This window comes from Cellulosilyticum sp. WCF-2 (genome assembly GCF_003990395.1).
Classification (GTDB): domain Bacteria; phylum Bacillota; class Clostridia; order Lachnospirales; family Cellulosilyticaceae; genus Cellulosilyticum; species Cellulosilyticum lentocellum.
This window is the reverse complement of record NZ_CP034675.1, coordinates 75383-91845: the sequence shown is the minus strand read 5'-3', so window position 1 is coordinate 91845 and position 16463 is coordinate 75383. Positions and strand designations below refer to the sequence as shown.

Sequence of the window (16463 nt, the reverse complement as noted above, 5' to 3'; positions counted from 1 at the left end):
AATAGTTACAAATTTCAGTTTATTAATATATAATAAACATAAACAAAATAACATGTTTAGGGGAGAAAACTGTGGAAGAAAAGAACTATCGTTATGATGCGTTTATTAGTTATAGACATGGTGAGCTAGACGACTTTGTAGCAGCTAAACTTCATAAAAAATTAGAAACTTACAGTTTACCAAGACATATAGCCAAACAAATTGGTAGGAAAAAGCTTAATCGTGTGTTTAGAGATAGGGAAGAATTAATGAGTTCCTCTAGCTTAAGTCAGGAGCTAGAGGAGGCATTATGTGATTCTAAGTACCTTATTTTAATAGGCTCTTCTAGAACATCACAGTCGCCATGGGTGATGAAAGAAATTACTACTTTTAAAGCTTTAAATGGGCCAGAACGTATATTACTACTGATTATTGAAGGAAAAGTAGAAGAAGTCATTCCGGATATTTTAAGAGTACATATAAGGACTTACGAGGAGAACGGGGAATTAGTTACAGTAGAAGAAAAGGTAGAACCGTTAGCGACAGACATTAGAGGAGCAAATAAAAAAGAAGTAGAAAGAAAGCTAGAGGAGGAAATACTTAGGCTGATTGCTCCGATTGCAGGATGCCGCTATGATGACTTAAAACAGCGTCATAAGGAAAGACGAAAGAAGAAGCTAATGGGATTAGCCTTAGGTTGTGCGCTGCTTTTAGGAGGCTTTGGGGCCTTCAATGCTTGGCGTGTATGGCAAATTGGTGTACAGATGAGAGAAAAGCTGGCGACTCAGTCTAGAGCTTTGGCGGATCAATCCCTTAGATTATTAGAAAAAGGCGATAGAATGAAGGCCATTTTAGTGGGTAAAGAAGCTTTGCCCAAGAGTTTAGCTACGCCAGAAAAGCCTATTATGGATGAAGCTCTTTATGCACTGAGTGAGGCGCTCTATGTCTACAAATATGATTTTAAATTAGTGCCAGAGAAGACTTTAGATTATTCAAGACCCTTATATTTTTCTAAACTTTCACCAAAGGGAAAATGGGCAGCTACATTAAGTGAGGAAGGCTATATAGAAATTTGGGACCTAGAAACAGGGGAGTTAAAAAGTGTTGTTAAAAAGGGAAACAGCTATCTTAGGATGGATAGTTTTGAATTTATAGATGATAAGCATTATATCCTTTCAGATGAAGAAGGCTTAAAGTTGACAGAAGTTGCTACGAATCAGCTCAGCTGGCAAATAGCAGGGGAATCCTACAATAAATTTTATTTGAGTCCTGATAAAAAGCAGATTTTAGTAGTAGGAGATACAGTTAGGCTTTATGATGCAGAAAAGCAGCAAGCAATAGGAGAGCTAGTAGGACTAGATATTGATAGTTATAGGGAGATGCAGGTGACTTGGAATCAAGATATGAGTGTGCTAGCTATAGGACAAGATGGTAAGGTACATATTTGGGATTTAATCAATAAAAGGTGGCTAACGACCTTTGAAAGCAAATATAAGATTTTATCTGGTTTAGTATTCATAGATGAGAGGTCATTAGCTGTTTCAAGTAATGATGAATATAAAGATGAGATGGAATATTTCTATGGCAATGGTCGAGGTAATCTAAGTTATATGCATATTGGAGTTAATGGAGCAGAAGAAGTATGGCAGCTAGATTCAAGTGAATCTATGATAGAAATGCTTAGAGTTAACCCAGAAAATCCACAACAATTAGTGATGACAAAAGGAAATGTACTAGAAACTGTAGATGTTACTGTAGGCAAAGTCCAATATAGTCTAGCCCAGTCCTCCACGATTATGAATTACTGTTTACTAGGTAATCATTTGGCACTTTGTGGGATGAGGGACGGTTCTGTAAGGGCGCTTATGCTAGATGTAGGTGGCTTATATGAAAGTGCTAGTTTTAATCATTCGGCTGGCATTACCGATTTAAACTATGCAGGTGGCAGAATCGTGATTACGACAGGTGAAGACAAGAAGGGTTATATTTATAAAGATATGTCTGGTTCACCTAAGGCTACCCTAGAAGGTTTTGAAGGGAGTATGGAGCAAGGGGCATATAGTAAAGATGGTAAGTGGGCATATACTATTTCAAATCAAGGTGACATGGCCTATATATGGCATATGGATAAGCAAGCACTAGTTACCAGTATTCCAATGGAAGAGTATGCAGGAAAGGCTGGCTTTCTAGAGGACAATCAAAGCATTTATATTTTTAGTGCTAGAAAAGGCATCGAGGTTTGGGGATTAGATGGTACTTTTAAAGAAGCTTTTAGTAATGAACTAGCTGAAGAAATATACTATAAAGCACCTTACTTTTACTTGGTTAGTGATACTGAGGTGCAGATTGTTAAAGAAGATAATCTAGAGCTTTATAAAACAATTGAAACAGTAGATGCAGTAAGCCTTAGTATAATAGATGAGGGACGGTTCTTAACTTTGGACAAAGCAGGACAGTTGAGCCTAGTAGATATACAAACTACCAAGGGACAGGTCTTAAAGGAAGAAGGTGTGCTAAACTGTATTGCCAATAAGGACACAATAGCTGTTTGCTTAGAGGATAATAGTGTAGAGCTAATTGATTTAAAAACAGGGAAGATAACAGATGTATTAAAAAACGATGGACTTGCCTTAAGCTATTTTGTTTTTGATGAAGAAAGTAAAACACTTTGGTTAGGGTATGAAGATACTACGGTATGGTATTATTCGTTAGAGACAAAGATGCGTGAGCAGTTAAAAGAAAATTCACCCTCTCCTATGACAGGTATTCATTTTTACAAGGAAGAAAATAGAATGGCAATTACTACTGAACAAAATGAACTACTAGTTTATAACTTACAAAATCAAAAAAGACTAGGGTATTTAAAAGCGATTATAGCTGTTAATGATAAGTGTGATGAATTTATAAGAGGAGATTATGAGAAGCTTTATGTAGTTCCTTTTTATACAGCAGAAATGTTAGTAGAAGAAGCTCAGAAGCAGTTAGTAGGTAGGACACTTACAGAACAAGAAAAGGAACAATATTTTATTCAAGAGTAAAAATAAGAGTAACTCATGCATAATTAACTGTATTAGGAAATGAGATAGATGGCTACCTACTAGGCGTTCATAGCGTATTTACATAGGCTCTAAATTTAAGGCCTAATGGAAATACTTAGAAGTCACTCCTTTAGGTAGTCATCTATTTTAATAGGTAATGAGATATTAAATCCTACCATAGGTTTTTAAGAAAATATCGCCTCTAATAATATAAATATCATGAGGATCATCACTACGTACGGCAATATAATCTCCTATGGCACCATACATATATTTGCTTTTATCCCAAGCGGTAAAGACTTTAGTGACTCTTGTAAGAGGCTTAGCATAGATTTGTACCTTTCCTCTAGCTAGGCAGGATTGTACGTGGTCTTTAAGGAGTAAGGTTTCTCCAGTTAATTTATTTTTAATAGAAGGGAAATACTGAGCGTCATCTAAAACAAAGCCACTAGATAACCTCTCATAGCTACGTTCAAATTTGTCTTTTTGAATAGGGTATACTTCGCCATCAATACCAATCATAATATATACATTTTCAGAGGCAGTAATGTCGATATCACCTTCTAAAGTTCTCACAATAGCTGGTGTATGAGGAGGTAAAAGCTTCATCGTTTCTACATAGCCAATAGGAATAGGAAGCTTTTGATAAAGTGGCATATCAAAGGTATCCATTACATAAGTACCAGCATCGACAATATCATAGCTCTTATGATAGCTGTCTAGTCGGTTTAAGAAATAAGCTTCTGAGGATAGACCAGGATAACTTTTCTCAAAAAGCTTTTGATTAATAAAGCCACCAGCTTTTTCAAGGTGTCCTCCGCCAGAACCAATTTCTTCAGTTAAATAAGCTGCCAGTTCACTAGCTTTAATTTCTTTCACGCAGCTTCTAACAGAAAGCTTAATGCCATTAGTAAGTTCACTATAGACCACACAGGTATTAACCGTATCTACTTGGAGCATCATATCACTAATAAGTCCTAAAATATTAGGGTCACAAGGACGTGCTTTGATAAGAGAGAAACGATAGACTTCATTATAGGTATAACGAATGAGTGCTAGGCCTGCAATCTCAATTTCGGCTAAAGAAAGGTTGGAATTTTTGAGGCGTTTAATAATGCTCTCATCAATATGTAAATGATCTCTCATATCTTTATCTAGTGGATGATAGAGTTCGGCGAATTGGCTAGTGTCTGTAAATAAACCATAGTATAGGGCAGTAGCAATAAGAGGAAATTCATTAACCTCAAAGCCGGCATCCAAAAACATTTGCCATACTAAAGTAGAGCAGCTGCCTAAAAAACTGCAGATTTCACTTTTTTCAACATTGGTTATCTCGATTTGATGATGGTCAATAATAGCAACATCATCAGCTTCTATGAGGGTTACATTGCCAGCGCCATATTGACAATCTATAGTGATGAGAAGCCCATTTACTTTGGTCATTTTGGTATATTCTATGGGAATATTTAAAAGGTCTATCATAGCCACAAGATTTGTTTTTTGGATTTGAAGATGCCCACTGTAGATGAGTCTAGTGTCACACCCCTTAAGCCTAAGATAGGTATATAAAGCATAGCCTGCACCTAAAGCATCTGCATCGGGATTATCATGGCATTGGATAGTAATGGGAGCAGTAGTTATTAAATCGGATAGTTTCATAAGCCCTCCTTATATATAGATTTATAACTATTATATAAATTTAGAATAAAATATACAATTATAATTGTAAAAGCTTTTAAATAAAGAAAGTATTTTAGAAGGAAATGTGTTGTATAATGGAAGAAGAATGAAAAGGGAAAGGGCCTAAAAAATGCGTATTAGTGAAGGACTAGTGAAAATCTCCGTTAGAGAGCTAGTAGAATTTGTACTCAGAGAAGGAAGTATCACCTCAGGGGTAACTAGTAGCAATAGGGCTGTTTTAGGAACCTTGGCTCATAAGAAGATTCAAGAAAGTATGGAGGCTAATTATGAGGCAGAGGTCAAAATGGTTCATGAGTGCGAAAAGGATGGCATCATCTTTGTGGTAGAGGGTAGAGCAGATGGGATTATTAGAGACCTAGTAGGGGTTACTATTGATGAAATCAAAACTACAACTAAAGACCTAAGCTTAATTGATGAGAATTACAATCCTCTTCACTGGGCTCAGGCTAAATGTTATGCTTATTTTTATGCTAAAGAAAATGCTCAGAAGGAAATGCAGGTACGCCTTACCTATTATCATATAGAAACAAAAGAAATCAAACATTTGCAAAGAGGCTTCTACTTTGAAGAATTAGAAGCTTTCTTTAATCAGGTTATTACGAAATACTCAAAATGGATTCGCTTTTACATGGAGTGGACTAAAAAGAGGGACGGTTCTTTAAAGGAACTAGCCTTTCCTTTTGAAAGCTACCGCAGGGGGCAAAGAGAGTTAGCTGTTAGTGTTTATAAAAGTATTCAGCAAACCAATAACCTTTATGTCAGTGCACCAACAGGCATAGGCAAGACCATGTCTACACTTTTTCCGGCTTTAAAGGCTATGGGAGAAGGACATGGCAGTAAGATTTTTTATCTTACTGCAAAAACCATTACTAGGACCATTGCAGAAGAAGCAGCTGTGCGCTTATACGAAAAAGGGGCTAAGATTAAAACGATTACTTTAACTGCTAAAGACAAGATTTGTTTTTGTGACAAAAGGCAGTGCCATCCTGATTATTGTGAATGGGCCAATGGCCATTATGACAGGGTAGATGACGCGGTTTATGAGATTATTAATGAGAAAGATTTAATTTCTAGAAGCATGGTAGAGGATTACGCTAGAAAACATCGGGTATGTCCCTTTGAATTAGCCCTTGATTTATCTATATGGGCAGATATTGTGATTTGTGATTATAACTATGTATTTGACCCTAGTGTAGGACTAAAGCGATTTGCAGATAACAGAGATTTTGTGCTTTTAGTAGACGAGGCACATAACCTAGTTGATCGTGCGAGAGAAATGTATTCTGCTAGTCTTTCGAAAAGACAGGTCTTAAGTGTGAAGAAAAACTTAGGGAAAGGCTACCCTACTATTTCTAAAGAACTTACAAAGCTTAATGAGTGGTTTTTAGATTTAAGAAGGGAATATATAGATGAATTAGGGGTTTATATTAGTAAGGAGGCCCCTAAAACACTTTATCAGATTAATAGAAGGCTCATAGCTGCATGTGATAAAAAGCTGCAGCAGGGGGGAGAAAATAATTTACCAGCTGATTTAATAGATTTGTATTTTGAGGCTTATAGTTTTAATCGTATCTATGAACTTTTTGATGAACATTATGTCGTTTATGGAGAAAGTAGTGGACAAGAAGTGAGATTAAAGCTGTTTTGTATAGATCCAAGTACTGCTATTAGTAGCATTACAAGTACTTGCAAAAGTGCTATCTTCTTCTCGGCTACCCTCTTGCCTATTGATTATTATAAATACATGCTAGGAGGTAAGGAGGATAAGGCCATAGCTTTTGATTCCCCTTTTATAGAAGAAAATGCTTTAAGGCTAATGACTACGGATGTATCCACTAGATATAGACATAGGGAAGGAAGTTACACAAAGATTTGCAACGCCATTTGTCAGTTAGTAGAACAAAAAATAGGACATTACATGGTGTTCTTTCCATCTTATAAATATATGTTAGAGGTATTTGAGCATCTAAGGGTCATGACTAGTCAAAAAAAAGAGGATTCTGACTTACAATCTGACTTACAAAATGAGAGTTACTTTTCAGTATATGATGATTTAGGAAGGTTAAAATATGAAGTCTATAAGCAAACCAGTGAAATGAGTGAAGAACAAAGAGAAGGCTTCTTAGAAAGGTTTGTCCCCAATCCAAATACCACCACCATCAACTTCTGCGTATTAGGAGGCATCTTTTCTGAGGGGATAGACTTAACAGGAGATAGGCTTATTGGGGTAGTGGTAGTAGGTGTAGGCTTACCACAGCTTGGCCTAGAAAGAGACCTTATTAAAAATCACTTTGATGAAGAAGAAAAAGACGGCTACCACTATGCCTATACTTACCCAGGCATTAACAAAGTACTACAAGCAGTAGGACGTCTTATTCGAACAGAAGAAGATAAAGGAAGTATCTTGCTAATAGATGACCGTTTCAATACCCCTCTTTACGAAAGTCTTCTAACACCAGAGTTTTACCAGGCTAAAAAAGTAAAAACACCAGAAATAGCATCCTATGTCAAACGCTTCTGGGAGCAAATAGAATGATCTCGGTTTTCTTTTATACCAACTTTACTTTGTAGCTCTCAAGCCATATATTAAGTTGAACAAGATAAGCAATAAGTTGTGGCCCTGTCATAAGCTGACCAAACCAAGGCCTTGTATAAGCTTCACCCTTGGTATCTACTAATTTCTGCGCAAACTCTTTATTAATAATAGTAAAGAGTGGCGCATTTTTATTTTGCAAAACTTCGCTAAGCATATCACTTACAAGCTGCGTATAAATAGGATTGTGTGTTTTAGGATAAGGACTCTTTTTGCGATAAATAATATCTTCAGGTAAAATGCCTTTAAGTGCCTTACGAAGGAGTCCTTTTTCTCTGCCTTGATAGAATAAATAGTCATCTGGCAAATTAAAAGCGTATTCGACTAAACGGTAATCGGCAAAAGGTACACGTACTTCTAAGCTATTAGCCATACTCATACGGTCTTTACGGTTTAAGAGGTTAACCATGAACCATTTCATATTTAAATAGAAAATTTCTCTGGTACGTTGTCTGTCAAGAGATTCATAACCTAATTGAGGGACAAGTTTTAGACTATCTAAATAATTTTCTTGGACCATTTCTTCAAGAGGAAGAGAGGCGTATTCAGGAGAAAGGAGCTGTTTGCGGCTTCGAACAAAATTGGACCAAGGGAAGGTCTCTAGGTTCCTAAGTTCAGGCCTAGTATACCAAGGATATCCACCGAAAACTTCGTCGGCACATTCACCAGATAAGGCAACTATAAAATCTTCTCGAATTTCTTTGCAGAATAAGAAGAGAGAAGAGTCGATATCTGCCATACCAGGTAAATCACGAGCTAAAACAGCAGACCTTAAAGCATAAGCTAGCTCATCGTGTTTGATCGTATAAGTACGATGGTTACTTTGGATAAACTCAGCCATTTGAAGTGCCCAATATTGATCAGAAGTAGGTTGATAGATAGAGGCTCTAAAGTATTTATCATTATCTTCGTAGTCAAGAGAATAGGTGGTAAGTACTTTATTACGCTTTTTATAAGAACGAGCAGCAATAGCAGAAATAGCAGAGGAATCTAAGCCACCTGACAGAAAAGTACATAAAGGTACATCACCGACTAATTGGCGTTCAATAGCATCGATAAGTAAATGTTGTAAATGTTCGGTAGCTTCCTCCAACGTTTCATGATTTTCAGTAGCCCTTAGCTGCCAGTATTCTTTAATGACGATATCTTTCTTATTAATAATAGCTAGGTGAGCAGGGGGAAGTTCACTTATTTCTTTAAACACAGCACTACCTGGTCTGACAGCAGGCCCTAAACCGAATATTTCTGTAAGTCCTTCTCTGTCCACGGTAGGAGAAATAGCGGGATGAGCTAAAACTGTTTTAATTTCTGAACCCAAAATAAGAGTGGTACCTTGAATGCTATAAAAGAAAGGTTTAACGCCTAGTTGATCACGTACTAATAAAACCTGCTCAAGTTTTTCATCATAAACTGCAAAAGCAAATATACCATTAAGCTTTTCGACGCAATTAACCCCCCAACACATGTAAGCTGTTAAAAGCACTTCAGTATCTGAGTAAGAATCAAATTGGTACCCATTATTAAGGAGTTCTTTTCTAATATCTTCTGTATTGTAAAGTTCGCCATTGTAAATAAGGGTGTACTGAAAGCCACCTTGTTCTTTAGTCATAGGTTGAAGACCACCTTTGGGATCTACAACAATGAGTCTTCTGTGCCCAAAGAGAACATGAGGATAAGATTTATAGCCATGTTGATCAGGGCCGCGCATTTTTAAGGTATCAGTCATGCTTTCTAGATGAACCTGTTCATTAGTAAGAATTTTTTTGAAATCTACAATGCCAGCAAAACCACACATAAGGGCTCACTCCTTTTTGAGTAATATAAACAGAGCTTTTTGAAATTAAGTTATCTCATAAACGCAGAAAAGAGGAAGCGAATAAATGCTTCCTCTTTAGTATATTTAGGATTTCTTAGCTTTATGAAACCATCTAGCGGCTTAAAGGGCTTTAACGCCTGTTTCGCCTGTACGAATTTTAACAACGTTTTGAACAGGATAAACGAAAATTTTACCATCACCAATTTTGCCTGTTCTAAGAATCTTAGTAGCTGTTTCAACAACTAAATCAACAGGTACTTCAGAGACACAAATCTCAACTTTTACCTTTGGAAGTAAATCCATAGTGCGAGAGCTCCCTCTGTAAAGTTCTGTTTTACCTTTTTGATTACCACAACCAAGTACTTGATAAACTGTCATACCAGTAATACCAATTTCATTAAGGGCATCTTTAAGCTCCTCGAATTTACTTTGTCTTGTGATAATATCAATTTTTGTAATTGCATCCATCATAGTTCCTCCTTTAAATAATTTAATTTCTGCATTGCTCTTTCCTATAGTTTATCGTCAGAAAAACTTAAGCTTTAACCTCAAAATCTGCATAAGAGCTAGAAAGGCCATGTTCGCAGATATCAAGGCCTTCAATTTCTTCTTCTGGTGAAACACGAAGACCGATTGTTTTCTTAATGATAGCAAATAAAATAGAGATGCAAAGAATAGTCCAAGCTGCTACGGAAACCACACCGATAATTTGTGAAAGAAGAAGGCTGGCACCACCACCGTAGAATAAACCACCTTCTACAGCAAATAAACCAACACAGAGTGTACCAACAACACCGCAACCACAGTGAACACCAACAGCACCTACAGGATCATCAATTTTTAATTTGTGATCAAGAAGTTCAATGACTATAACGACTACAATACCACAAATTAAACCAATAGCCATGGCACCCCATGCAGACACCATATCACAACCAGCTGTAATACCTACAAGTCCAGCAAGAGCACCATTAAGTGTCATAGAAACATCTGGTTTTTTGTATTTTACCCAAGTAACAATCATTGTTGTTGTAGCAGCAACAGCAGCGGCAATATTAGTAGTTACAAATACGCGGCCATTAAGTAGTACATTAGTACCATCTGCAGAAGAAGCAGGGTTAAAGCCAAACCAACCAAACCAAAGGATGAATACTCCAAGGGCACCAAGTGTTAAACTGTGTCCAGGAATAGGATTACTCTTGCCATCCTTACCATACTTACCAATACGAGGTCCAAGTACTTTAGCACCAACTAAAGCACACCAGCCACCAACAGAGTGAACTACTGTAGAACCAGCATAATCATGGAAAGGTGTAGAAAGATTAGCAAGCCATCCTCCCCCCCAAACCCAGTGACCAACAACTGGATAGATGAAAGCTGAGATACAGAAGCTATAAATAAGGTAAGCAGAGAATTTAGTTCTTTCTGCCATAGCCCCCGAAACGATAGTAGCTGCAGTGGCACAAAATACAGTTTGGAATATAATCCAAACGAAATCAGAATTTCCACTCCAACCATCAAGGAGATAAGGTGTTCCAATGAAACCACCGATGCTGTCACCAAACATTAAGGAAAATCCAAGAATCCAGTAGATAATAGAACCAACAGCGAAGTCCATTAAGTTTTTCATAATAATGTTTCCAGCATTTTTTGCTCTAGTAAAACCTGTTTCTACCATTGCAAAACCTGCTTGCATAAAAAATACTAAACATGTGCCAAGTAAAAGCCAAATGGCATTTACCCAAGAAGTAACATCTTCCATAATAAAACCCTCCCTAATAAAAATTGTGAAACAAACAAAAGGGGTCTATATATATGCAAAAGCATATATATAGACCCCTTTGTCTATGTCACGATATTTAATATGATTCATATAATAACCATGTGTATAGATTTTGTCAAGATATTTTGAAAAATATATTTTTTTAATCTGATTTAAAATTAACAAAATAAAACTCTTATATTAAATATTAATTAAATAATGACTTATATAGTGACATAATTTCTTTGAAATGATAAAATAATTAGTAGAATAATATAAGTTAATTTATAAAACTAAGTGGTAGATTCTAGAGTTGGAGGAATAGAGCATGGGAGAGTTAGCTAGAGAAAAAATTATTATTCCATTGTCAAAATGTCTTCCAGGGATGGTTTTGCTTCAACCTATTGTAGATGAAAAGACAGGGGCTATACTTTTACCTAGAGGTGGAAAACTAACCAAGGAAAGTATTAAGAAGGTCCATCATTTTCAACATACGCAAGTATGGGTAGATATCAATACTGAGGAAAAAATCTGGCAGACGGATGAAACTATTGTAGAATATTATAAAGATTATGCTACTACCTTAAAACGTATTATTGAAGGAGAGAATAAGGTAGGCGAAGCACTTAATATTGAAGATCTAAAGAATTTAGCACAGTATATGATTAAAAATTTTAAAGATGACTTCAACCTGTTAGCATGTGTTAATCTTGTTACGCAGCTACAAGAAGATTGCTATACTCATAGTATTAATGTGGCATTTCTTTCTCTTATGATGGGGAGATGGAGAGCGTATAGTGAACAAAGATTAGAGCAACTTGTTTTAGCGGGCTTATTACATGATGTAGGGAAGATAGATTTAACCATCGCATTAAAAGAAAATGATATGGATGGAAGCCTAATGGAACGTCTAGCTTATAAGAGGCATCCAATCTTTGGATATGAAAAATTAGCACAGTTTAACGAGTTAGATAATGAAGTACTCAAAGCAGTACTAACACATCATGAACGATGTGATGGCTCTGGATTTCCACTAAGTTTAAGGGAAGATAAGATTAGCGATATAGCTAAGATTATAGGTCTAGCAGATACTTATGATGAGTTAAGACAAAAAGAACATATTTTTAATGTGATTAAAGAATTAAGAAGCACACAGCTTAGAGCTTTTGAGGTGGATTTACTCCTTGAATTTTGTAATAATATCATGAATTACTATATAGGTAATCATGTTTTATTAAGTAGTGGAGAAATAGCAGAGATATATGCTATTCAACCGCAATCGGTATATAGACCTATTGTAAAGGTTAATGACAAATTAATTGACCTTTATGTACAAAGCCAAATAGATATAGTAAAGGTTTTTTAAAGATAGATAAAGGGAGTGTCGCGAAACTATAAAATAGTTTCGTGGCACTCTTTTTTATGTATATAACTGGAATTTTATATCTATGTACATGAATATTTCTTATTTTAGCGCATCTTAATAAACCTACAATTATTACTTCTAAAATTTAGGCTGTTTTTAATGGATATAGATGCTTTTCACATCGTTCATTTTGAATTTTCGAGTGAAGTTTTCTGATGTTATAGGCAAAACATAAGAGCATAAACTCAGTTTTGACGTTATTTTTACCACGTCTTAAAAATCTAGTGAAATTATGATCCCACTTGAGTACACCAAAGGCCCCTTCAACTTGAATAGAACGATTCATTCTTAGTGCAATACCCACATCTGATTTTATATTTTCATATGAAATAGCTCGTTTTTCCACAAACTTTTTAGATACTTGTAACCGTCTATTTCCTTTTGCTTTTGTGCATTTTTCTTTACATCTACAACCAGTGCAGTCTTTACACTCATAAGTTGTTATTTCTGATACATAGCCATTCGTCGAAGTTTTGTGAATAACACCTTGTGCTTTTAACTGTTTGTTTGCAGCACAAATATAATAATCTCCATCTTCAATGTATCTCATGTTTTCTCGTTTACTTATATCATTCTTAAAGCTTTTCTTTTTCCACTTTTCATACATCAAAGGTTTGATATAAGGCTCTTGATGATTTGCTTCAAGATAAAGATAGTTTTCTTCGCTTTCATAACCTGCATCTGCAATAATATTTTTGTAGCGAACATCTAAATGACTGTGGAGATTTTCTAGAAAAGTAATTAATGTTGCAACATCACTACGATCAGCATAAATATCCAGGCCGATAATATACTCACTTTCAACACCAATCTGAACGTTATAACCAGGTTTGAGTTGTGCATTTCTCATATGGTCATCTTTCATATGCATAAAAGTCGCATCTGTATCTGTTTTTGAATAGCTATTTCTGCCTTTAAACAGTGCGTTGCAGCTATCATACTTTTCTTGTCTCTCTAAAAATGATTGAGCTTGTTCGGTAAGTTTTTGTAAAAGGGTTTTTCTTTTGCCTATGCCGTGAACAAAGTTAATGCCTTCATCAGATTGTTTTGTTTTTAGAAATGATAATGCTTTAGATAAGGATGTCGCTACATTTTTAGGATCAAATGCTATATCTACCAAGTAATTAGCATTTATTTGATTAAAAAGGTCTACTATTTTAACATGCATTTTATCTTCGTTTTTGCGAATGACTTTTTTCCATACAAAAGTATATTTATTAGCATTAGCTTCAATCTTTGTGCCATCTATAAAAAGATGTTCAAAATTTATCTCATGAATATCGTGTAAAAGGAGAGTCATTTGATAAAAAAGATCTTCCAAACAATCACTTAAGTAATCTTTGATAAATCTAGCGATGTTAGAATGATCTAATGCAGGATAGCCTTGTAAAAGCCACTTAAAGTTAATATCTCTTTTACATGCTTTTTCAATTTCACGTGTGGAATAAATGCCTTCCATAAAGGCATAAACGATTACTTTAAAGAGAATTCTAGGTTCGACACCGGGTTTTCTCCCTTTGTGAGAGTAAGCCTGATATAGTTTTGTATAATTTAATTCCTCCAGTATGTGGCTAAGGAGTCGAACAGAATCATCTGGTGCAATCGCAGTTTCAAAATCTATAGGGAGGGGGAGTTGATAAGCTCCTCTAAGTTCAGTATACTGTTTGTGTTGTTTTACAATGTTACACATAAACTTAGTATAACAACAGAGGCAGGGGATTATCCCCTGCCTTATAATTTTATATAAAAGTAGGGACTGCCGTGCAACTAATCTAATTGATTAATTGCGCGACAGCCCCTTTATTTTTGTTTTAAGAACACTTCATTTTCGGAAGGAATAAGAAGTTCAGCAACTATCTGCTTTCTTTCTTCAGAAGCGCTATCTAGACTATAGGATATTGTTAAATGAGAAGAAAGAGAAGACAAGCTTCTAGAAGATATAAACTTGTACTCGAAAAAAGCAGATTCTTCTGGAGCAAGGTTGCCTAATTCTAAGCAGTTTTCAGTAGGAGAAAAGTTTAAGGAGCCACGTTGTCTAATAATAGCTTGTTCTAGAATAGAAAAATCATTGCCTTGGATCAGTATCTTAAGATTATTAATATATCCAGATGAAGTGTTAGTAATTTCAAGCTCATTATTAATAAGTGTTTCAGTAGATACTTCTATAGTTTTATTGATTTCTGAGACCTTAATTGGATTTAACATGATGATCACCTCCTACTTCATACTATGCAGGAAAGTAACTATTAAGTTATTAAGATGACAACAAAGCAATAAAAAAGCAGAGACATGATGTCTCTGCAAGCAATTAAGTTAGAGTGGGTAATTATCTGCCCCAACAACTGCAGCTATGACGATTTTTTCTGGCAATGATTTCAAGCTTTTCTCTACTATCAAAGAAGTTGTTGCAACCACAGTTACAATCATCATTATTTGAGCAACGGTGACGACGATGACGACGATGACGGCGACCACAATCATCATCACTAGAACAACGACGACAATCACGACGACAACCACAGCCGCAGTCATCATTATCTGAGCAACGGTGACGACGACAACTGCAGTTACAGTCATCATCATCTGAGCAACGATGACGACGATGATTGCAGCCACAGTCATCATTAGAATGACGGCAGTCACAGTCATCATCATCTAAGCAACGGCTACAGTCGCAGTCATCATCATCTAAGCAACGGTCACAGCCACAGTCATGTTTATCATCATCAAAGCAATGACTATCATCACAATCGTCTTTTTCATCGTCATCTAAATCGTATTTATCGATATAGTTAAAAAGAATACATGCAGCATCTAAAATAGCTTTATTTGCATCAGAGAGTTGCTTTTGACAGCTAGATTTATGACAGCTGTGTTCACAGTTTGAGCTTTCATTATTACATCCACATGACATATTAAAATCCCTCCACTTAATTCGTTATATTTGAGTAGCGCCCTCAATGTCATAATATGCAGCAAAACAGAAATTGACATTATTTTTCCTGTACATACTTATGACATAAATGAAAAAAAATGGAATATATATATTAAAAGGATAAGACAAGCAAGGGGGAGGGCAATGAAAAATATTGTTTTGATCATGCAAATTGCTATGATCTTTATTGGAAGTATAGTGGGGGCGGGAGTATGCTCAGGGAGAGAATTAAATCAATTTTTTGCTACTTATGGTATAGGAGGGTTTGCAGGCCTTATTTTATGCGGTCTCTTATATATTGTTTTTGGTAAGTTAATTATTTTAATTACGGATAAGTTTAAGGTGAATTCATATAATGAATTTGTGGATTTAGTGTGTCCAAAGCCTGTAGCTAAATTTACTAATATAGTGCTAACTTTATTTTTGTTAAGTAGTACCTCTATTATCTTGGCAGGTAGTGGTTCCATTATGAATCAATATTTCCACGTTCCTAAATGGCTAGGGGTCATTATTATGATTGGGTGTAGTAGTATTTTTCTGCTTAGAAATACAGAAGGTTTATTTGAAGTGAACAGTCTTGTGGTACCCACTTTAATCGTAGTGATGACTGCCATTTTTTTTGCATACATAAAAGACAACCCTATGACTTCTACCTATTCCTATTTGCGATTAATGCCTAGGCAAAAAACAAATCTTCTTGTATCAACCTTAGTTTATGTAAGTTTTAACATCCTAACGATTATAGGTGTTATTGTACCGTTAACAAATGAACTAAAGAAACCTAAACAAATTATAAAAGGCATCATATTAGGAAGTATAGTACTTACGATTATTGGCATTTATATTACCTTTTTAATGCTAGTTAACCCGTTTCATCCTCAATTATATGAAGTGCCTCTGCTTGGACTAGCAATGGAAATGAATAAACTATTGCAACTAGGTATGTTAGGTATTATGTGGTTAGAAATGTTTTCTTCACAAGTGTCCAATGTATACAGCTTGTCGTATTTTTTAAAGAATAAATACAAAGTACCCTACAATAAAGGCATTTTCTTAGTAGTATTAATAGCAACCCCCTTTTCCATGATAGGGTTTGCTAAATTAGTGGAATTTCTCTATCCTATGTATGGTGTGTTAAGTCTCGTATTTTTATTTTACTGTACCTTATTTTTTATAAAAAACAAATAACTTAGGTTGGGGAGCTTTGAAGAAA

Annotated in this window: 9 protein-coding genes and 1 pseudogene; 4 read left to right on the top strand and 6 right to left on the bottom strand. The window is 35.5% G+C overall.

Annotated elements, in window-relative coordinates:
- Window positions 1-71: 71 nt before the first annotated feature.
- Entirely contained in the window at window positions 72-3017 is a 2946-nt protein-coding gene (locus tag EKH84_RS00310) for a TIR domain-containing protein (RefSeq protein ID WP_190283433.1), read from the top strand.
- A 165-nt stretch (window positions 3018-3182) separates the two neighbouring features.
- Here EKH84_RS00310 and EKH84_RS00305 read toward each other — a convergent pair whose 3' ends face one another.
- Window positions 3183-4676, bottom strand: a complete 1494-nt coding sequence (locus EKH84_RS00305) for a DHH family phosphoesterase (RefSeq protein ID WP_127064634.1) — start codon at window positions 4674-4676, stop codon at window positions 3183-3185.
- Between the two features lie 151 nt (window positions 4677-4827).
- Between EKH84_RS00305 and EKH84_RS00300 the strand changes: the two genes are divergently transcribed.
- Entirely contained in the window at window positions 4828-7254 is a 2427-nt protein-coding gene (locus tag EKH84_RS00300) for an ATP-dependent DNA helicase (protein ID WP_127064633.1), read from the top strand.
- A gap of 13 nt (window positions 7255-7267) precedes the next feature.
- Here EKH84_RS00300 and asnB read toward each other — a convergent pair whose 3' ends face one another.
- Entirely contained in the window at window positions 7268-9106 is a 1839-nt protein-coding gene (asnB, locus tag EKH84_RS00295; protein WP_127064632.1) for an asparagine synthase (glutamine-hydrolyzing), read from the bottom strand.
- 141 nt (window positions 9107-9247) lie between these two features.
- Window positions 9248-10889, bottom strand: a pseudogene (locus tag EKH84_RS00285) (ammonium transporter).
- Between the two features lie 328 nt (window positions 10890-11217).
- Between EKH84_RS00285 and EKH84_RS00280 the strand changes: the two are divergent.
- A complete protein-coding gene (locus tag EKH84_RS00280; protein ID WP_127064630.1) occupies window positions 11218-12255 on the top strand; it encodes an HD-GYP domain-containing protein in 1038 nt (345 codons plus the stop codon).
- Between the two features lie 145 nt (window positions 12256-12400).
- Here EKH84_RS00280 and EKH84_RS00275 read toward each other — a convergent pair whose 3' ends face one another.
- From EKH84_RS00275 to EKH84_RS00265, 3 genes are all read right to left on the bottom strand, one after another.
- Entirely contained in the window at window positions 12401-14005 is a 1605-nt protein-coding gene (locus EKH84_RS00275; RefSeq protein WP_127064629.1) for an IS1182 family transposase, read from the bottom strand.
- Between the two features lie 110 nt (window positions 14006-14115).
- Window positions 14116-14520 carry a hypothetical protein gene (locus EKH84_RS00270; protein WP_013658658.1) on the bottom strand — a complete coding sequence of 135 codons (405 nt, stop codon included), beginning with the start codon at window positions 14518-14520 and terminating at the stop codon, window positions 14116-14118.
- Window positions 14521-14641: 121 nt separating this feature from the next.
- Window positions 14642-15229 (bottom strand): hypothetical protein, encoded by a 588-nt coding sequence (locus EKH84_RS00265; protein WP_127064628.1) that lies wholly within the window; start codon window positions 15227-15229, stop codon window positions 14642-14644.
- A gap of 165 nt (window positions 15230-15394) precedes the next feature.
- Here EKH84_RS00265 and EKH84_RS00260 point away from each other — a divergent pair, with 165 nt between their 5' ends.
- Window positions 15395-16438, top strand: coding sequence for a YkvI family membrane protein (locus EKH84_RS00260; RefSeq protein WP_127064627.1), 1044 nt, complete (start codon window positions 15395-15397; stop codon window positions 16436-16438).
- Window positions 16439-16463 lie beyond the last annotated feature (25 nt).

What these genes read in the sequence shown, in the direction of transcription:
- EKH84_RS00265 (WP_127064628.1), bottom strand. Translation starts at nt 15,229, where the DNA reads ATGTCATGTGGATGTAATAATGAAAGCTCAAACTGTGAACACAGCTGT.
- asnB (WP_127064632.1), bottom strand. Translation starts at nt 9,106, where the DNA reads ATGTGTGGTTTTGCTGGCATTGTAGATTTCAAAAAAATTCTTACTAAT.
- EKH84_RS00270 (WP_013658658.1), bottom strand. Translation starts at nt 14,520, where the DNA reads ATGTTAAATCCAATTAAGGTCTCAGAAATCAATAAAACTATAGAAGTA.
- EKH84_RS00260 (WP_127064627.1), top strand. Translation starts at nt 15,395, where the DNA reads ATGAAAAATATTGTTTTGATCATGCAAATTGCTATGATCTTTATTGGA.
- EKH84_RS00305 (WP_127064634.1), bottom strand. Translation starts at nt 4,676, where the DNA reads ATGAAACTATCCGATTTAATAACTACTGCTCCCATTACTATCCAATGC.
- EKH84_RS00300 (WP_127064633.1), top strand. Translation starts at nt 4,828, where the DNA reads ATGCGTATTAGTGAAGGACTAGTGAAAATCTCCGTTAGAGAGCTAGTA.
- EKH84_RS00280 (WP_127064630.1), top strand. Translation starts at nt 11,218, where the DNA reads ATGGGAGAGTTAGCTAGAGAAAAAATTATTATTCCATTGTCAAAATGT.
- EKH84_RS00275 (WP_127064629.1), bottom strand. Translation starts at nt 14,005, where the DNA reads ATGTGTAACATTGTAAAACAACACAAACAGTATACTGAACTTAGAGGA.